The organism is Ruegeria sp. CDSC068 (assembly GCF_059610545.1).
On the sequence record NZ_JBXWNV010000001.1, the window covers coordinates 372,313 to 390,680 of the forward strand.

Sequence of the window (18,368 nt, forward strand, 5' to 3'; positions counted from 1 at the left end):
TTCCGCCAAGCGGGCACCAAATATGCCGAATTTTCCGGCGGCACCATGCAATTTCTTGACTGATGTCGAACCCGTGATAGCGTGAGTTTGACCAGATGGTCAAATCAAGACACCAAAAGCGAGCCAAATCGCAAGCAACAGGGAAGAACAAGATGGCAGCTCCGGCGCAAAACCTCAGGATCAATGGCGACAGACTTTGGGACAGCCTGATGGAGATGGCCAAGATCGGCCCCGGTGTTGCGGGCGGCAACAACCGCCAAACTCTGACGGATGAAGACGCAGAAGGGCGCGCTTTGTTTCAAAAGTGGTGCGAAGACGCCGGTTGCACCATGGGTTTGGATCAGATGGGCAATATGTTTGCCCGTCGCGAAGGGACTGATCCGGAAGCGTTGCCGGTCTATGTCGGCTCGCATCTGGACACCCAACCAACCGGCGGCAAGTATGACGGCGTGTTGGGCGTATTGGGTGGGCTGGAGATTATCCGAACGCTCAATGATTTGGGCATCAAGACCAAACATCCGATCGTCGCGACCAACTGGACCAACGAAGAGGGCACGCGCTATGCGCCGGCGATGCTGTCTTCGGGCGTGTTTGCCGGGATGCACACGCAAGACTGGGCCTATGACCGCGAGGATGCCGAGGGCAAGACGTTCGGCGATGAGCTAAAGCGCATTGGCTGGCGGGGAGACGAAGAGGTCGGTGCCCGCAAAATGCATGCCTTCTTTGAATTGCACATCGAACAGGGGCCGATCCTTGAGGCCGAGGGCAAGGATATCGGCGTTGTGACGCACGGGCAGGGGCTGAGCTGGACGCAGATCACCGTGACAGGCAAAGACGCACATACTGGATCTACTCCAATGCCGATGCGCAAAAACGCGGGTCTGGCGATGGGGCGTATCCTTGAGAAAGTGGATGAGATCGCGTGGTCTCATGCGCCCCATGCCGTCGGCGCTGTAGGGCATATTGACGTGTTCCCGAATTCTCGCAACGTGATTCCTGGCAAGGCGGTGTTCACGGTCGATTTCCGCTCGCCGGATTTGGCGGTCATCACAGATATGGAAAACCGTTTGCGCATTGCGGCCGAAGATATCGTGGAAGAGATGGGCCTGCAGATTGAGTTCGAGAAAGTTGGTGGGTTTGATCCAGTGAAGTTCGATGACAGCTGTGTCGCGGCTGTACGGGACGCAGCAGAGCGGCTGGGATATTCGCACACCGATATCATCTCAGGGGCGGGGCACGATGCCTGTTGGATCAACCGGGTGGCCCCGACGGCCATGGTCATGTGCCCTTGCGTTGACGGGTTGAGCCACAACGAGGCGGAAGAGATCAGCAAGGATTGGGCCGCAGCCGGGGCGGATGTTCTGTTTCATGCGGTCGTCGAAACGGCCGAGATTGTGGAATAAGGGGCGCTGCCCCCGTCGCCTGATGGGCGACTCCCACGGGATATATTGGCCAGATCAAGCAAGCGGCGCAGACCGCGTCAGGGAGATTAGAATGAGCACTGTTATCAAGAACGGAACCGTTGTGACCGCCGACTTGTCTTACAAGGCGGATGTCATGGTCGAAGATGGCGTCATCACAGAGATCGGGATGGATCTGAAGGGTGACAAGGAATTGGACGCCACGGGATGTTACGTCATGCCGGGTGGGATTGATCCGCATACCCATCTGGAGATGCCGTTTATGGGCACTTATTCCAGCGATGATTTCGAAAGCGGTACGCGGGCTGCGCTGGCAGGCGGCACCACCATGGTGGTTGATTTTGCGCTGCCAAACCCCGGGGAAAGCCTTTTGGATGCGTTGAAACGCTGGGACAACAAATCCACCCGTGCGAATTGCGATTACTCGTTCCACATGGCCGTGACCTGGTGGGGCGAGCAGGTGTTCGATGACATCAAAACGGTGATTGAAACGCGGGGGATTAACACGTTCAAGCATTTCATGGCCTACAAGGGCGCTCTGATGGTGAATGATGACGAACTGTTCGCCTCGTTCAAGCGCCTGTCCGAACTGGGCGGTATTGCGATGGTGCATGCCGAGAATGGCGATGTGGTGGCTGAACTCAGTGCTAAGCTGCTGGCCGAGGGGAACAATGGCCCCGAGGCGCACGCCTATTCCCGCCCGCCGCAGGTTGAGGGCGAGGCGACAAACCGCGCCATCATGATAGCTGACATGGCGGGCGTGCCGCTTTATGTGGTGCATACGTCCTGCGAGGATGCGCATGAGGCGATCCGGCGGGCCAAATTGCAGGGCAAGCGGGTCTGGGGCGAACCCCTTATCCAACACCTGACGTTGGATGAGAGCGAGTATTTCAACCAAGATTGGGATCATGCGGCACGTCGGGTTATGAGCCCTCCGTTCCGGAACAAGCAGCATCAGGACAGCTTGTGGAACGGTCTGCAATCGGGATCGTTGAGCGTTGTGGCAACAGACCATTGTGCCTTTACCACCGAACAAAAGCGCTATGGTGTGGGCGACTTTACCAAGATCCCCAATGGCACCGGCGGGCTTGAAGATCGGATGCCGATGCTGTGGACTCATGGGGTAAACACCGGGCGTTTGACGCCGAACGAGTTCGTCGCGGTGACTTCAACGAATATCGCCAAGATATTGAATTGTTACCCGAAAAAAGGAGCCGTTCTGGTTGGCGCTGATGCGGATCTGGTGGTTTGGGATCCTGAAAAGTCCAAGACGATCAGTGCCGATGCGCAGCAATCCTCGATCGACTACAATGTATTCGAGGGCAAAGAGGTTAAAGGCCTGCCGCGCTTTACCCTTACTCGTGGGCACGTGGCTGTGCATGATGGGGAAATCCGCACGCAGGAAGGCCACGGCGATTTTGTTGCACGTGAGGCCAATACCACTGTGAACAAAGCGCTAAGCACCTGGAAAGAGCTGACCGCGCCTCGGCCGGTTGAACGGACGGGTATCCCGGCGACGGGTGTATGATGCGTGCGGGCCGCAATTCATGCGGCCCAAAATCAAATCTTTTCAAGGCTATGGAATGAATACTGAAAGCACTACCCAGCCCGTTATCGAGGCAAGGCAGCTGGATCTGACCTTCCAAACCAATGACGGACCAATCCACGCGTTGAAAGACGTGAACCTGACGATCGACAAGGGTGAATTTGTCAGTTTCATCGGTCCCTCAGGCTGCGGGAAAACCACCTTTTTGCGATGTATTGCTGCGCTCGAAACACCAACCGGGGGAACCCTGACGGTCAATGGCATGACCCCGGATGAGGCGCGGCGGAACCGGGCCTATGGCTATGTGTTTCAGGCGGCGGGGCTTTATCCCTGGCGCACCATTGCCAAGAACATCAAGCTGCCGCTGGAGATCATGGGATATTCGCCTGCCGAGCAGGATGAACGTGTGAGAAGCGTTCTGGAACTTGTTGATCTTGAAGGGTTTGGCGGCAAATTTCCGTGGCAACTGTCCGGGGGCATGCAGCAGCGCGCCAGTATTGCGCGGGCGCTGGCATTTGACGCTGATATACTATTGATGGACGAACCCTTTGGGGCGTTGGATGAGATCGTGCGCGATCACTTGAACGAACAGCTTTTGGCGCTTTGGGCGCGCACAGAAAAAACTATCGGATTCGTCACGCACTCGATCCCCGAGGCGGTGTATCTGAGCACCAAGATCGTGGTGATGAGCCCGCGGCCGGGGCGGATAACGGATGTGATCGACAGCCCGTTGCCGAAGGAACGTCCATTGGACATCCGCGACACGCCTGAGTTCATCGAAGTGGCTCATCGTGTGCGCGAGGGTCTGCGGGCGGGGCATGCGGACGATGAATGATGGGTTCAAAGCTTTTTGGGCAGTTCTGACCGTTCTCGCGGTGATCGTCGTCTTTTGGTATGCGGCCTGCATTCCAATGAACATCAAAGGTGTTTTGACGGAACAGGAGCGTGCAGGGGCCGAAGTTCAGCCACCTTCGGCTAAAGATCGTCGGGATATGTCCGAATTCGGACTGGTGTTGAATAACAGCTTTGCCATCCCCGCCACGTGGGAGCAGGACCGGCCCCGCCTGCCGGCGCCGCATCAGGTCGCCGTCGAGATGTGGGAGACCACTGTACAGAAAAAAATCACGTCGAAGCGATCACTTATCTATCATGGCTGGGTCACGCTGAGCGCAACGATGCTGGGCTTTGTGATCGGTACTGGATTGGGCATTCTGCTGGCTGTCGGGATCGTGCACAGCCGCGTCATGGACCTGTCGGTGATGCCATGGGCCATCGTCAGCCAGACGATTCCCATCATCGCTTTGGCGCCAATGATTATCGTGGTGCTGTACTCGGTGGGCATTCAGGGGATCATCCCCAAGGCGGTAATCTCGGCCTATTTGAGTTTCTTCCCTGTGGTTGTCGGTATGGTCAAAGGGCTTCGCAGCCCGGATGCAATGCAACTGGACCTGCTGCGCACTTACAGCGCCAGCCGGTCTCAGGGGTTCTGGAAGCTGCGCTTGCCTGCATCGATGCCATATCTGTTTACGTCGCTGAAGATCGGCATTGCGGCTTCGCTGGTCGGTGCCATCGTTGGTGAATTGCCCACAGGGGCGGTGGCCGGTTTGGGCGCGCGTCTACTGGCAGGCAGCTACTATGGACAAACCGTGCAAATCTGGTCGGCCTTGTTTGCAGCGGCCATTCTGGCGGCTTGCCTGGTCGGGTTGCTGGGGCTTGTAGAACGGAAGGTCCTGAAAAGAATGGGGATGGCGCAATGATTCTAGTGCTGTTTGCAATCGTCGTTTGGGTCCTGGGTTGGTGGCTGAATAGTCGTCTGGCCAGCGGGCCTTATGCGGACACGCGCATGGTGCGATTTCTGGCTCCGTTCATATTTGGCGTAACGATCATTGTCATTTGGGAGCTGCTGGTCAGAGGGCTAGACGTGTCTTTGGTCATACTGCCGGCGCCATCCGTAATTGCGGTGCGCTTTGCCAATAGCCTGCCGATCCTGTGGGAGGACTTCGTTCAGACCATCATCAAAGGCGCGTTCAGCGGGTACATCATTGGGTGCTTCGCGGCATTCCTGATGGCAATTGCGGTGGATCGCTGGGATTTCCTCCGACTTGGGTTGCTGCCCGTTGGGAACTTTGTCGCAGCGCTGCCAATCGTCGGGACCGCACCCATCCTGGTGATGTGGTTCGGGTTCGACTGGCACTCCAAAGCTGCCGTTGTCGTGGTGATGGTGTTCTTCCCAATGCTGGTCAACACCGTGGCTGGTCTGCGTGAGGCCACGGCCATGCAGCGCGACCTGATGGAGACCTATGCGGCCACCTATTGGCAGAGCTTCCTGAAGCTGCGATTGCCCGCTGCGATGCCCTTTATCTTCAACGGCTTAAAGATTTCTACCACCCTGGCGTTGATCGGCGCTATCGTGGCAGAGTTCTTTGGCTCGCCCACGCTAGGCATGGGCTTTCGGATATCCACCAGCGTGGGGCAATTGTCGCTGGACATGGTCTGGGCCGAGATTGTGGTGGCCGCTTTGGCCGGAACCGCGTTTTATGGTCTTGTCGCAATGATCGAAAAGGCGGTGACCTTCTGGCACCCGTCGCAACGTGGATAAAACAATGATTCAACAGACCCCAAAAGGGGCACCAACAGCAACTAGGAGATATGAAGATGAATAAGCTACTCAGCGGGGCGATAGCCGCCTTTAGTCTGGCCGCCAGTTCGGCTTTCGCTGCGGATGAGGTGACATTGCAACTGAAGTGGGTCACGCAGGCTCAGTTCGCGGGCTACTATGTTGCCAAGGACAAGGGGTTCTACGAGGAAGAGGGACTGGACGTCACTATTCTGCCCGGCGGACCAGACATTGCACCGACGCAGGTGATCGCAGGTGGCGGCGCTGACGTGACCGTCGAATGGATGCCCGCCGCGCTGGCCGCACGCGAAAAGGGTTTGCCTTTGGTCAATATCGCGCAGCCGTTCAAAAGCTCGGGTATGATGCTGACCTGCTGGAAAGATGCCGGGATCGAGGCACCCGAAGACCTTAAGAACCGCACGCTGGGCGTTTGGTTTTTTGGCAACGAATTCCCATTCATGAGCTGGATGAGCCAACTGGGTATCGACACGGGTGGCAAAAGCGAAAGCGGTGTGGAAGTTCTGAAGCAAGGCTTCAACGTCGACCCGCTGCTGCAGCGTCAGGCCGATTGCATCAGCACCATGACCTATAACGAATATTGGCAGGTCATCGATTCCGGCGTCAACCCGGATGAGCTGGTGACCTTCAAGTACGAAGATCAGGGTGTCGCGACATTGGAGGACGGCCTGTATGTTCTGGAAGAGAACCTTGGGGACGCAGCGTTTGTCGACAAGATGGAACGCTTCGTTCGCGCCTCGATGAAGGGTTGGAAATACGCCGAAGAACACCCGGATGAGGCAGCCGATATCGTGCTGGAAAACGATGAGACCGGTGCCCAGACCGAAGAGCATCAGAAACGCATGATGGGCGAGATCGCGAAGCTGACCTCAGGTTCGAACGGTTCGCTGGACCCTGCCGATTTTGAGCGTACCGTTGCCACCCTGTTGGCGGGCGGTTCCGATCCTGTGATCACCAAGCAGCCAGACGGCGCTTGGACGCACCAGATCACGGATGCGGCTCTGAACTGATCCGCTTCGCACTGACTGAAAAGGCGCGGTCCCAAACGGGCCGCGTTTCCTGTTTCTTATGTCGGAAATGTGTCTGTACTTGAGATCGAAATGGCGTAGAATTCTATGAATAACAGCGCATTTCATACGAAATTGGCGATAGTCCGAAAAAAATGCAGAGATTTGCAGCAGAATTCAATACGGCGTTCACTCTGATCCTGAATGGGGATCCAGAGCTTTGGGCGATTGTGTTGCTTTCCCTGAAAGTTTCCATTTTTGCCGTCCTGATTTCTGCACTTATTGGCATGCCTGTTGGCGCTGCGCTGGCTGTTGCACGCTTTCCGGGGCGGCGGGTTTTGATCATTCTTATGAACGCGCTGATGGGGTTCCCGCCGGTGGTCGTAGGTTTGCTGGTTTATCTGATGTTGTCACGATCCGGGCCTTTAGGTGTGCTTGAACTGCTCTACACACCGACCGCGATGATCATCGCGCAGGTTGTTTTGGTGACGCCCATCGTCGCTGCGTTGACGCGGCAGGTGGTCGAGATGCTGGCCGAGGAATACTCGGAACAGCTCCGATCCTTGGGCGTGTCGCGGCTGGCGTCTGTGCCAGTACTTCTGTGGGATGCGCGTTTGGCGCTGGTCACGGCCTTGCTGGCCGGATTTGGCCGGGCCATTGCCGAGGTTGGGGCGGTCATAATCGTTGGCGGAAACATCAATCACGTGACGCGGGTGATGACGACGACCATCGCGCTGGAAACGTCCAAGGGAAATCTTGCGCTGGCCCTGGCGCTCGGCGCGATCCTGATCGGTATTGCCATAGCGGTGAACGCCATGGTCAGCACGCTTAGCCTGCGGGCTGAGAGAGAAGGGTTGCGCCATGCGTGATCTGGTCTCGGAAATGGCGCGGCGTATCACCGTTAACGGATTGCAGATTGCGCGTAATGGCACCGCATTGCTGGACGTTCCGCACCTGACATTGAACGGGCCGGGGCCGTCCTTGATCCTTGGACCGAACGGCGCGGGCAAAAGCCTGTTGCTGCGGTGCCTGCATGGGCTGATTGCGCCGGACAAAGGGTACGTGGAGCAAGATGGAGTTCCTTTGAATGCTGATCACAAGGCCCGGCAGGCGATGGTGTTTCAGCAACCCGTCTTGCTGCGCCGGTCCGTCGCAGCCAATCTGGATTTTGTCCTCAAACGGCAGGGCCTGCAGCGCGTTGCTCGCAAGACGCGTATTGCTGATTTGCTGACCCAAGGCGGGCTCGAAGGCAAAGCACGGCAAGCGGCCAGATCGCTGTCGGGAGGTGAGGCGCAGCGGCTGGCCATCCTGCGCGCGCTGGCGCTGGACCCGGATACCTTGTTTCTGGACGAACCGACCAGCGCGCTGGACCCCGGCGCCACTCAGGTGATTGAGCGGATGATCCTGCGCGCATCAGAAGGGGGGGTGCGCATTGTCATGGTGACCCATGACATCGGTCAGGCGCGCCGGCTGGCATCGGATGTCGTCATGATGCAGGGCGGTCATGTGGTTGAACATGGCGATGCGCGTCAGGTATTGGACGATCCCAAAAGTGATGCCTCGCGCAGGTATCTTGCAGGCGGATTGGTGACATAACAAAAAATCTGGAGTTTAGAATGATCCGGAATTTCATTCGGGCAGCATTGGTTTCACTTGGCTTGTTTACAGGTCCGGCCTTAGCCGAAGAACCATTTATCGTGGTGCAGTCAACGACCTCGACCCAAAATTCGGGACTGTTGGATTACATCCTTCCTTGGTTCGAGGCGGAAACCGGGATCGACGTGCGCGTTGTTGCTGTGGGCACCGGGCAGGCGATCCGTAACGCAATCAATGGGGATGGTGACGTTCTGTTGGTCCATGCAAAGGCGGACGAAGAGCAGTTTGTCGAAGACGGCTGGGGCGTTGAACGATTTGACGTGATGTATAATGACTTCGTTCTTGTCGGTCCGAAATCAGACCCGGCCAAGGTGAAGGGCGGATCGGATATCGTGGCCGCTTTGACCGCGGTATCTGAGGCCGAAGTTCCCTTTGCATCACGCGGGGACGACAGCGGAACGCATAAGGCCGAAATGCGCCACTGGAACGACGCCGAAGTAGATCCGGCTGCGGAATCGGGTACGTGGTACCGGGAAACCGGTTCAGGCATGGGCGCGACGTTGAACGTGGCCAGTGGCATGGATGCCTATACCCTGACGGATCGTGCGACGTGGGAATCCTTCGGCAACCGTGGAAACCTTGAAGTGTTGGTCGAAGGTGATTCGCGCTTGTTCAACCAATACGGCGTTATTCTGGTGAACCCCGAAAAACATGCGGGTGTAAGGGCGGCGGCAGGGCAGCGGTTTGTTGATTGGCTGATCGGCCCGGACGGGCAGGCAGCCATCGAGGCCTTTGAGTTGAATGGTCAGCAGCTGTTCTTTCCGAACGCGAAATAGGGGATCACCCGCTGGCGCCATTGTGGTGGATCGTTCCCAGACCGGACAGGTCATACCCACCAAACTCATCGGCGCGGGTCAGGAACCGGTCGGACTGCACAAAGCTGAGCAATTTCAGCATCGGGTCATCGAAATAGGCTCGACGCCAAATCGCCAGGTCCAGGCGTTCGGTATGCGTGGGAACAAACCCCAGATCGTACAGCCCAGCCAATGCGCCTAGTCCGAACCCGACCTCGGCCTTGTTGTCATGCAGGGCAATGGCCAACTCTTCTTCTGTGCGGGCGCAGGTGGGCAGGGTTTCCAGATCGTTGCGGGTTATTTCGTGGGCCTCAAGCTGTGCGTCGAACAACCGTTGGCTGGCCGCGCTGTCCTGACGCAGGATGACACGTCGGCCTTTTAGCTGCGCAAAACCCTGAATTTCCGATGCGCCCGGTGCCAGCAGCAAACCACGCTGGCGCTGCGCGACTTCGAACAGAACGACTGGAGCCTCACCCAAAGCGTCTTTCAGGGTCTGGGTGTTGAACCCGCCATCCTCATGAATGTGCAGCGCTGCCGCCTGCGCGTTGCGGTCTTTCAGGCGGGTCAGCCCATCGAATGAGCCATCATAATAGGTCGCCAACCCCGAACCACTTTCGCGCAGCGCCCAGTCCAGCAGCGGATCGTGACTGCCAGCGACAATCGGGGGCAGGGGCGGTTCGGCCACTTCCGGGCCGGATCGTGATGCGTTGAGCCAGGCGATCACCTCGGCCCGCGGGAACAGCAGTTTGCCCATGGCACGCACGCAAGGCACCTCACCCGATGAGGCTAGATCATAGGCCTTCCGCTCGCCAATGCGCAGCAGATCGGCCAGTTCCTTGGTGGTCAGATATTCGGACATTCAGTCGAGACGCACAGCCGAGCTGGTGCCGGAATCCGCAGCACTGAAACCGATCTGTTGCAGTGCAAAGGGCGCAGCGACTGTGATCACCACCATGGCAGCGACAGCGGCAAGAAAGGCTTTCATAGTCTCCTCCAGCTCAGTTTTCCGGTGCCGTGGCGCGGCGTAGAAAGGCGATAAGGTCGTCCCTGTCCCTGGGTTCGGTGATCCGCTGCATCGGCATCTTCGACCCCGGAATGTAGTGGTCCGGCCCTTCGTCAAACAGAGCGTTTATCGTTTCTTCATTCCAAATGATATCAGAGTCTTGCAGCGTGTCCGAATAAAAATATCCCGCAAGCGTACCGGCCTTACGCCCGAACACACCATGCAGCGACGGACCCGCGCGGCGTTGATCATCCGGTGTAAGGCTGTGGCAGATCGAGCATTTGCGGGCAAACTGGCGTTCTCCGTTCTCCATTTCCTCAGGGTTTCTGAGAAAGCTGGGTTCTGTCGCGGCCATCTGTTCCTGATCCCCAAGCGAGGCGACTGGCCAGCTATACATGGCTTCGTCAATGCCGCCCGCGTGTAGGTTCTGCCCATCAGGCGAAAAGGCCAGCGCCCAGACCGGGCCGCGTAAGGTGGCCCTGAAATCCTGCGCGATGCGCCATTCGAGCGTGTCGATCACCATGATATAGCCTTCACCATCTCCGACGGCCAGCATGCTGCGATCCGGGCTAAGCGCCAATGCAAGGATCGGTCGACGTTCCAAAGTGAAATCACGCTCGTCGCCGGTTGTCAGGTCGAGGATGCGGGTGACGCCATCAACCGCGCCGTAAGCAATCCAGTTGTCCTGTTCGTTCAGTGCCAGCTCATTGATGCCAAATCCGTGTTCCACGAACCGGTTCGTTTCCTGTCCGCTGGCAACGTCCCATATGCGCAGTGAACCATCGATACCTGCGGAATACAGTTCCGATCCGTCTGCAGAGAATTCGACGGCGTTTATACCACTGCCAGTAGGGCCGAGGATCGACGGCGCCGAACCGTCAACTGGCCATAGGCCGATAGTTCCGTCCCAACTGGCCGTTGCCACGTGGGTTTTGGATGCGGCCACGCCCACGATCTTGCCTTTGTGCTGACCCACAACCTGACCTTCGGGCCACCGGCGCAATGTAAAGTCATCTCCTGCCGAATAGATCGCGGTGCCGTTGAAAACAACTGAATTGACAGCCGCTTCGTGGCCTTCCAACCATTTTGGGGATTGATCCGTCCAAACACCGACCGAGTTGTCAAAACTTGCTGTTGCGATCCGACCGTCTGGCGCTGTGGCGATCCCCATGATGGGTCCGCCATGGCCCTTGAGCGTAAAGAACTCGGCCATTGCGGGTAGGGGCATCAGAGCCAGAGCCAGAACCAGCTTGCGCATTTATTCGGCGGGCGAGGCCGCCCCTTCGCTGGCCTCTTTTGCCTGCACCTCTTCCAGCCACAGCGAGTGATGCTCGCGCGCCCATTGCTCTTCAACCTCTCCGGTTCCCATGGCGTCAAAGGCACCTTCCATGCCGACCGAGCCCAGATAGATGTGGGCCAGGATGATCGCGATGAACGCATAGGCGACCATGACATGCCAGATCTGGGCGTATTGCATCTCTTCCTGCGGGGACATCTGCACGGGCAGGTTCAAGCCCAGCATCTGCGGAATACCGGTCGAATTCGCGATCGAGAAAGTCTTGGCAAACAGTGGCATTTCGAATGGGAACAGCAACGACAGACCGGACAGGCTGATTGAGACGCCCAGCAGAATGCAAAGCCAGAATATGATCTTTTGCCCGGCGTTGAATTTCTTGGCGGGGGGATGGCTGCCTTTGGTGAACAATCCGCCACCGGCAGCCAGCCATTTCAGGTCGGTGCGGTTCGGGATGTTGTGAGAAATCCAGTTCACGGTCACGATAATCAGCCCAAGCATAAAGGCCCAAGCCAGGTTGTTGTGCAACCATTTGCAACCCTGAGCGATCGTCGCGAACCCCTCTTTGCCGAAAACGGGGATCAGGAAATCACGACCGTACAAAGTTAACAGGCCGGTGACGCCTAGTATCAGGAAGGACCCGGCAAACAACCAATGCCCAAATCGCTCAATCCCGTTGAAACGCAGAATCTTCCGCCCGGTCTTTTCACCATCAATCCTGATCTTTCCGCGGATCAGGAAAAACAGCAGCAACAGAACAAGCATACCGCCGATGATGTAAGATCCGTATTCACGCAAAGGACCGGTGCGAAAATTCAGCCACCACATGCCGCCGTCCTGGATCAGTACCGTTGCGGCCGGTCCATGAGATGAGACGGTCACATCCGCCGAGCCGTAGCGAAGTGCGCGATAGACATCGCTGTCCGAGGCAATTCCGCGCGTGCCCAACTGGCCAAGCAGGCCTTCGGCGTTACTTTGGCCGGTATTATCCGAGCGATAGCTGTCATCCACCTTTTCGCCGCGCTGGCGCGCCATGATATCCTCAAGCGTAGTCGCACCACCAGTCGCCGTCCTGTCGGCTGGTGCGGCGGCTTCGGTTTCACTTGATTGGGCGATGGCGGTTTGGGCCATCGAAAATGTCAGCAGCAATATGGCGAGTAAGCGGAACATCTGAACCTCGGTCAAAATCCCTGTTCAGACGACCCACGGATGCGGGTCGTCTGTTTGGTTCATGAAGGCGGGTTTACCCGTCCTTCTGGTCGTAGGCGGTGCCCCAACCCCATGCGCCCGATCCAAATCCGCGCGCCACGACGCGTTCACGGTAGATGGCCGAGACCACATCGCCGTCACCGGCGAGCAGGGCCTTGGTGGAACACATCTCGGCGCAGATGGGCAGTTTGCCCTCAGCGATCCGGTTGCGACCATATTTTGCGAACTCTGCGGTCGAGTTGTTTTCTTCGGGACCACCGGCGCAGAAGGTACATTTGTCCATCTTGCCACGTGATCCGAAGTTGCCCGCCTGCGGGTATTGCGGCGCACCGAAGGGGCACGCATAAAAGCAATAGCCGCAGCCAATGCACAGGTCCTTGGAGTGTAGGACGACGCCTTCTTCGTTCTGATAGAAGCAGTCGACCGGGCACACCGCCATGCAAGGCGCGTCTGAGCAATGCATACAGGCCACCGAGATCGAGCGTTCGCCCGGGTTGCCGTCATTGATCGTCACCACCCTGCGGCGGTTGATGCCCCAAGGCACTTCGTGCTCGTTCTTACACGCGGTTACGCAGGCGTTGCACTCGATGCAGCGTTCAGCGTCGCAGAGAAACTTTGCTCTAGCCATTATCGTTCTCCTTACGCTGCCGAGATCTTGCAGAGAGTACATTTGGTCTCCTGCATCTGGGTCACTGAATCATAGCCATAGGTCTGGGCGGTGTTGGAACTTTCACCCAAGACATAGGGGTCGGCACCAGCAGGGTATTTATTCCGCTGGTCTTCGCCCTGAAAATGGCCGCCAAAGTGGAACGGCATGAAGGCCACGCCGGCACCGACCCTGTTGGTCAGCATCGCCATCACCTTGACCTTGCCGCCCTCGGGACCTTCGACCCAGACCTGTGCCCCGTCACGAATGCCCAGATTGTTGGCATCGCGCGGATTGATCTCGACGAACATGTCTTGCTGCAGCTCGGCCAGCCACGGGTTCGACCGTGACTCATCGCCGCCGCCCTCATACTCGACCAGACGACCAGACGTTAGGATTATCGGATAATCCTTTGAAAAGTCGTTCTTTTGAATCGATGCATAGAGCGTGGGTAGGCGATAGGCCTGACGGTCCTCGTAGGTCGGATAGTCCTCTACCAGATCGCGACGCGGAGTATACAACGGCTCGCGATGGATTGGGATCGGATCCGGGAAGGTCCAGACAACCGCGCGGGCCTTGGCGTTCCCGAAGGGCGCACAGCCATGCTCGATCGCGACCCGCTGGATGCCGCCGGAAAGGTCGGTCTTCCAGTTGGTCTCTGGTCCCGCGACGGCGTCGATGGCCGCGCGTTCCTCGGCCGTCAGATCGCCATCCCAGCCAAGGTCCATCAGCATCTGCATCGTGAATTCAGGGTATCCATCCTGAATTTCCGACCCAACGCTATAGACCCCTTCGGCCAGCAGGTTGTCACCATCGCGTTCCACGCCGAAACGGGCGCGGAAGGTCAGGCCGCCTTCGGCCACCGGTTTGGACATGTCATAGAGGTTTGGTGTCCCCGTATGACCCATCTCAGCCGTTCCCCAGCAAGGCCAGGGTAGACCGTAATACTCGCCGTCGTTGGGTCCACCAATGGCCTGCAGAGTGGTTCTGTCGAACGTGTGCTGGTTGGCCATGTGACTTTTCAGACGTTCCGGTGACTGACCGGTGTAACCGATGGTCCAGAGGCCCGAGTTGAACTCACGTGTGATGCTTTCAACATTCGGTGTTTCCGGGTCGTCCATTTCGATGTTTCGGAACAGACGGTCCGCCCAGCCGAACTTGTTGGCGAACTTGGCCATGATGACCTCGTCCGGCAGACTTTCGAACAGCGGTTCCACCACCTTGTCACGCCACTGCAGCGAGCGGTTCGATGCCGTGACCGAGCCGCGGGTTTCGAATTGCGTACAGGCGGGCAACAGGTAGACACCATCGGTACGGTCATGCAAAACGGCGGAAACTGTAGGATACGGGTCGATCACGACCAGCATGTCCAGCTTCTCCATCGCCGTCTTCATTTCCGTCATCCGGGTCTGCGAGTTGGGCGCGTGGCCCCACAGTACCATGGCACGGACGTTGTTGTCCTGATCCATGTTTGCCGGGTCTTCCAGAACACCATCGATCCAGCGGGAGACCGGGATGCCGCGCTCGTTCTGAAGCGGTTTGTCCTTGCCTTCCTTGTCCTTGATCGTGGCGAACTGACCAGCGAGCCATTCCGGTTCCTCACCCCAGACACGGGCCCAGTGGCCCCATGCACCTTTTGACAGGCCGTAGTAGCCGGGCAGGGTATGGGACAGGACACCAAGGTCCGTTGCGCCCTGAACGTTGTCATGGCCGCGGAAGATATTGGTGCCGCCACCCGAGGTGCCCATGTTGCCAAGCGCAAGCTGTAGTACGCAGTAAGCGCGGGTGTTGTTGTTGCCGTTGGTATGCTGCGTGCCACCCATACACCAGATCACCGTACCGGGACGGTTGTTGGCCATGGTGCGTGCAACACGCTTTAGCTGCGAACCGGGGGTGCCGGTGACGCGCTCAACCTCTTCCGGGTTCCACTTGGCAACCTCTTCACGGATCTGATCCATGCCCCAGACACGGGTGCGGATGAACTCTTTGTCTTCCCATCCGTTGTCGAAGATGTGCCACAGAATACCCCAGACCAAAGCAACGTCTGTGCCGGGGCGAAAGCGGACATACTCATCGGCATGGGCCGCGGTGCGCGTAAAGCGCGGGTCGCAGACAATCAGTGGCGCGTTGTTCTGCTCTTTCGCGCGCAGAACATGCAACAGCGAGACAGGGTGCGCCTCGGCCGGGTTGCCGCCGATGATGAAGATGGCCCGAGAGTTATGGATGTCGTTGTACGAATTGGTCATGGCGCCGTAGCCCCATGTGTTCGCAACACCCGCAACCGTGGTTGAGTGGCAGATACGCGCCTGATGGTCCACGTTGTTCGTGCCCCAATAGGCGGCGAACTTGCGGAACAGGTAGGCCTGTTCGTTGTTATGCTTGGCCGAGCCTAGCCAGTACACGCTGTCCGGTCCGGATTCTTCGCGGATGCTCATCATGCCGTCGCCGATCTCGTTGATCGCCTCTTCCCAGCTGATGCGCTTCCACTCGCCGCCTTCCTTTTTCATCGGATACTTGAGGCGACGCTCGCCATGGGCGTGCTCGCGAACTGCGGCCCCCTTGGCGCAATGTCCGCCCAGATTGAACGGGCTATCCCAACCGGGCTCTTGCCCGATCCAGACGCCGTTCTGCACTTCGGCGACGACGGTACAGCCGACCGAGCAGTGGGTGCATATGGATTTGATATTTTCGACGGCCTGATTGGCCGCTGTCTGGGCACTGGCTGGCGTCACGGTTCCACCCGTGGCGCTGATCGCGGCAAGGCCGCCGATCGTCAGGCCCGAGCCACGCAGGAATGCGCGGCGATCGACGGTTTTCTCGCCGACCTGGGACAGGATACTTGTCCGCTGGGGGCGTCTCGCAACCCCGTTGGTCTTTTTCCTAAGCATTTGTTTCCTCCCTTGCGCGCCGTGTGAGCCACGGCTGGCTTGGTACTGCTGGTGCCGACGTCAGGGCCAATCGCAACCGTCAGTCGGGTGTGACCTCGTCCGGGTTAGAGCCGGGCGCTGTCGTCGCGCTAGAAGCGTGCGCTTTTCAAGTATGCGCGCGTGTGCGCGGTATCCTGAATGCGGTTCTCATCCGTAGGCAGCTCGGCTGCCTCGGCTTTTCCGCTCAGGCTGGCGGCGGCAACGGCAGCGGGCGCTGCAGTTCCAGCCAATTTGAGGAAGTCGCGGCGCGTTGCGCCTTCTTCCTTGGTCTTGCTCATGGGTTTCTCCTCTCCCATTTGCGAGTTAGCACCCCTTGGGGCGCTGGTGAGTGACAGCGCTTCACGCTGCCGTCATTCGGAAGGCTTCGCGCTCGATCTCCATGAAGACCCGACCGGCTGTGCCGATCGAGGCATAGAGAACCGAGTTTTCGGCGCCTTCCAAATCCGAATAAAAATGCATGGCCCAAGGGCCGATATGTTTGTTCCAGAATGCCCTCTGGTCTTCCAAAGATGCAGCTGCGCCGAAGCGACCAACGATCATGCCCGCCATCATCTCCATCAATGAAGCGATGTTGTCTTCCGGTTCAAAGACATTCCGGGCTCGGGTAATGCCACGCATTGCCATGTCGTTGCGAAGCTGCGCCAGCGGTTTCTCATTCAGGAATCCAGTAAGGTAGAAGCTGGCGTAGGGCAGCAGCTCGCCACGTCCCAACCCGATGAACAGCGCGTTGAATTCGCGTTCTGCTGCGGCGGGCTTGGTCACTTTGGCGACGCGGGCCATGGACTGAATGGCCTGTCCAAGATCGGTCTCATCGCCAGTCAGACCGGATACTTGATCCAGCAGCATCTGATCGGGCGGCGCAGACAGAAGCAGCCCCAGAAAGTTGTAGAAATCCGCGCGCATGCGATCCTCTGCCGAGACATTCATCTGTTGCGCTTCACTTGCGGTCATCAGGTTATCCTTCGAATTCAAATTTCATGCGGCGTGGGGCAGGGGTGACCTCAGCCTCCTCAGACAGGTCCGGCGCTATGTCCACCTCGGCCATCAAAACGGGCTCTGGTGTCGCGGTTTCGGGTGACGCAGGTTCGTCCTGCGGTTCATCCGGTTCAATTGTTTCGTCCGTCTCGCTGTCTTCGGCCTCAGCCGCCAGCGCCTCGACATGTGCAAGCATACCTTTGCCAACCTGATATGCGGTCTGAATATTTTCGATCACGCAGGCGGCGTCGGTATAATCCTCGCCGTAGTCCACAAGGCCATCGACATTGGCCAGAACCGGGTTCAGCCGCCACAGCCGTCGCAAGGCACGACGGCGCAGACGGTCAGGCACCGCCTTGGCCATAAAGCCCGAGACGTCATCGCCCGCCTGCAATTCGTCAGGGTCGGGCAAGTTGAGTTCATTTAGAATCTCCGCATCGGATTTTTCTTCCAGTTCGGCGTGTTGGGCGGCAATGGCCTGTTCTTCAATCGCGATGACTTCGGCTTCGGCTTCGGCCTGTACTGCCTCTTTGCGGCGGGACCAGAAATCGCGGACTTGGGTCACTGCACGATCCTCCGCGGGGCGCGGTACACGTCTGACTCTTGCCGGATGCGTGCATCGCCCTTGCCGTCCTCGACCAAATCGATCCGTTTTTTGTCCCGACGGCGTTTCACGAAGACTTCGTCGTTATGATGTTCCAGAGCGAAGTCGCGCACCCAGGCGATCAACCCATCGGTCATCGGGATTTTCTCAACGATCTCTTCACCAGTATCCGCATAGTCCTGGCCTTCGAAAGGCGACGCAGTGACCAGCACCGCATCCATCGGCCTTTCGCCATCCAGCGCATCACGCAGGACAAGGTAGATCGACGGCTGGCCGTCCGAAAGGTTCACCATGTAGGCTTCGGTTTCGTCCGCCCAAAGCGTCAGGGGCAGGGTCGCTGCGTGGTACTCAATGGCCTCGCCTTCACGCCGCATTTCGTGCCAGTCCGCGGGCCCGGCACCGGGCAGCACGGCGATGGCGCGCCAATTCCATTTCGCCCAGCGAGTTACACCGGGTGTCTTGCGCACGACGACGCCGATTGGCATTTCAATCTGGCTTGCGGCCTTGGCCACTGGCTCCTCCCCGGAAGGCTCTCCCATGCCTTCCCATAGGTCCACTATGGTACACAAAGCGCTCAGGTGCCAAGCCCGCGTCGTACGACCTTAGTCGTAATGGCCGGTAGCAAAATAGTGATCCCCGCAAACGGACGCC

19 protein-coding genes are annotated in these 18,368 nt (G+C 58.2%); 9 read left to right on the plus strand and 10 right to left on the minus strand.

Annotated elements, in window-relative coordinates:
* Window positions 1-152: 152 nt before the first annotated feature.
* The 9 genes from AC2FID_RS01755 to AC2FID_RS01795 all read left to right on the plus strand — a co-directional run bounded on the left by AC2FID_RS01755 (window position 153) and on the right by AC2FID_RS01795 (window position 9,041).
* Window positions 153-1,403: a Zn-dependent hydrolase gene (locus tag AC2FID_RS01755; RefSeq protein WP_282118665.1), complete on the plus strand. Its 1,251-nt coding sequence runs from the start codon at window positions 153-155 to the stop codon at window positions 1,401-1,403.
* A 91-nt stretch (window positions 1,404-1,494) separates the two neighbouring features.
* Window positions 1,495-2,949 carry a dihydropyrimidinase gene (hydA, locus tag AC2FID_RS01760; protein WP_282168502.1) on the plus strand — a complete coding sequence of 485 codons (1,455 nt, stop codon included), beginning with the start codon at window positions 1,495-1,497 and terminating at the stop codon, window positions 2,947-2,949.
* A 55-nt stretch (window positions 2,950-3,004) separates the two neighbouring features.
* Complete coding sequence (locus AC2FID_RS01765; protein WP_496695133.1) at window positions 3,005-3,802, plus strand: ABC transporter ATP-binding protein; 798 nt, start codon at window positions 3,005-3,007, stop codon at window positions 3,800-3,802.
* Window positions 3,795-4,724, plus strand: a complete 930-nt coding sequence (locus tag AC2FID_RS01770) for an ABC transporter permease (RefSeq protein ID WP_058277687.1) — start codon at window positions 3,795-3,797, stop codon at window positions 4,722-4,724. The genes AC2FID_RS01765 and AC2FID_RS01770 overlap by 8 nt, the downstream gene beginning before the upstream one ends.
* Entirely contained in the window at window positions 4,721-5,566 is an 846-nt protein-coding gene (locus AC2FID_RS01775; protein ID WP_058277688.1) for an ABC transporter permease, read from the plus strand. The genes AC2FID_RS01770 and AC2FID_RS01775 overlap by 4 nt, the downstream gene beginning before the upstream one ends.
* A gap of 56 nt (window positions 5,567-5,622) precedes the next feature.
* Complete coding sequence (locus tag AC2FID_RS01780) at window positions 5,623-6,612, plus strand: ABC transporter substrate-binding protein (RefSeq protein ID WP_108859098.1); 990 nt, start codon at window positions 5,623-5,625, stop codon at window positions 6,610-6,612.
* Between the two features lie 152 nt (window positions 6,613-6,764).
* Entirely contained in the window at window positions 6,765-7,478 is a 714-nt protein-coding gene (locus tag AC2FID_RS01785) for an ABC transporter permease (RefSeq protein WP_058273842.1), read from the plus strand.
* Window positions 7,471-8,205 (plus strand): ATP-binding cassette domain-containing protein, encoded by a 735-nt coding sequence (locus tag AC2FID_RS01790; RefSeq protein ID WP_496835120.1) that lies wholly within the window; start codon window positions 7,471-7,473, stop codon window positions 8,203-8,205. The genes AC2FID_RS01785 and AC2FID_RS01790 overlap by 8 nt, the downstream gene beginning before the upstream one ends.
* Window positions 8,206-8,225: 20 nt before the next feature.
* Window positions 8,226-9,041 carry an ABC transporter substrate-binding protein gene (locus AC2FID_RS01795; RefSeq protein WP_496835122.1) on the plus strand — a complete coding sequence of 272 codons (816 nt, stop codon included), beginning with the start codon at window positions 8,226-8,228 and terminating at the stop codon, window positions 9,039-9,041.
* A gap of 4 nt (window positions 9,042-9,045) precedes the next feature.
* On the opposite strand, the gene AC2FID_RS01800 is transcribed toward AC2FID_RS01795, so the two are convergent.
* From AC2FID_RS01800 to AC2FID_RS01845, 10 genes are all read right to left on the minus strand, one after another.
* Window positions 9,046-9,918 carry a substrate-binding domain-containing protein gene (locus tag AC2FID_RS01800; RefSeq protein ID WP_282168497.1) on the minus strand — a complete coding sequence of 291 codons (873 nt, stop codon included), beginning with the start codon at window positions 9,916-9,918 and terminating at the stop codon, window positions 9,046-9,048.
* Window positions 9,919-10,044, minus strand: a complete 126-nt coding sequence (locus AC2FID_RS01805) for a hypothetical protein (RefSeq protein WP_496695140.1) — start codon at window positions 10,042-10,044, stop codon at window positions 9,919-9,921.
* Between the two features lie 13 nt (window positions 10,045-10,057).
* Window positions 10,058-11,320, minus strand: coding sequence for a c-type cytochrome (locus AC2FID_RS01810; protein WP_496835125.1), 1,263 nt, complete (start codon window positions 11,318-11,320; stop codon window positions 10,058-10,060).
* On the minus strand, window positions 11,321-12,526 hold the full coding sequence (locus AC2FID_RS01815) for a formate dehydrogenase subunit gamma (protein WP_282168495.1): 1,206 nt from the start codon (window positions 12,524-12,526) through the stop codon (window positions 11,321-11,323).
* A 73-nt stretch (window positions 12,527-12,599) separates the two neighbouring features.
* Entirely contained in the window at window positions 12,600-13,193 is a 594-nt protein-coding gene (gene fdh3B, locus AC2FID_RS01820) for a formate dehydrogenase FDH3 subunit beta (RefSeq protein ID WP_058273836.1), read from the minus strand.
* Window positions 13,194-13,204: 11 nt separating this feature from the next.
* A complete protein-coding gene (locus AC2FID_RS01825) occupies window positions 13,205-16,099 on the minus strand; it encodes a formate dehydrogenase subunit alpha (protein WP_496704357.1) in 2,895 nt (964 codons plus the stop codon).
* 128 nt (window positions 16,100-16,227) lie between these two features.
* Complete coding sequence (locus AC2FID_RS01830) at window positions 16,228-16,416, minus strand: ubiquinol-cytochrome c reductase iron-sulfur subunit N-terminal domain-containing protein (RefSeq protein ID WP_058273834.1); 189 nt, start codon at window positions 16,414-16,416, stop codon at window positions 16,228-16,230.
* A gap of 61 nt (window positions 16,417-16,477) precedes the next feature.
* The gene (locus AC2FID_RS01835; protein WP_058277696.1) at window positions 16,478-17,089 is read right to left on the minus strand and encodes a TorD/DmsD family molecular chaperone; all 612 of its coding nucleotides are present in this window, start codon (window positions 17,087-17,089) and stop codon (window positions 16,478-16,480) included.
* A gap of 4 nt (window positions 17,090-17,093) precedes the next feature.
* Window positions 17,094-17,678, minus strand: coding sequence for a DUF3306 domain-containing protein (locus tag AC2FID_RS01840; protein WP_496835128.1), 585 nt, complete (start codon window positions 17,676-17,678; stop codon window positions 17,094-17,096).
* Window positions 17,675-18,229, minus strand: a complete 555-nt coding sequence (locus AC2FID_RS01845) for a DUF3305 domain-containing protein (RefSeq protein ID WP_082637104.1) — start codon at window positions 18,227-18,229, stop codon at window positions 17,675-17,677. Before AC2FID_RS01845 ends, AC2FID_RS01840 begins: the two co-directional genes overlap by 4 nt.
* Window positions 18,230-18,368 lie beyond the last annotated feature (139 nt).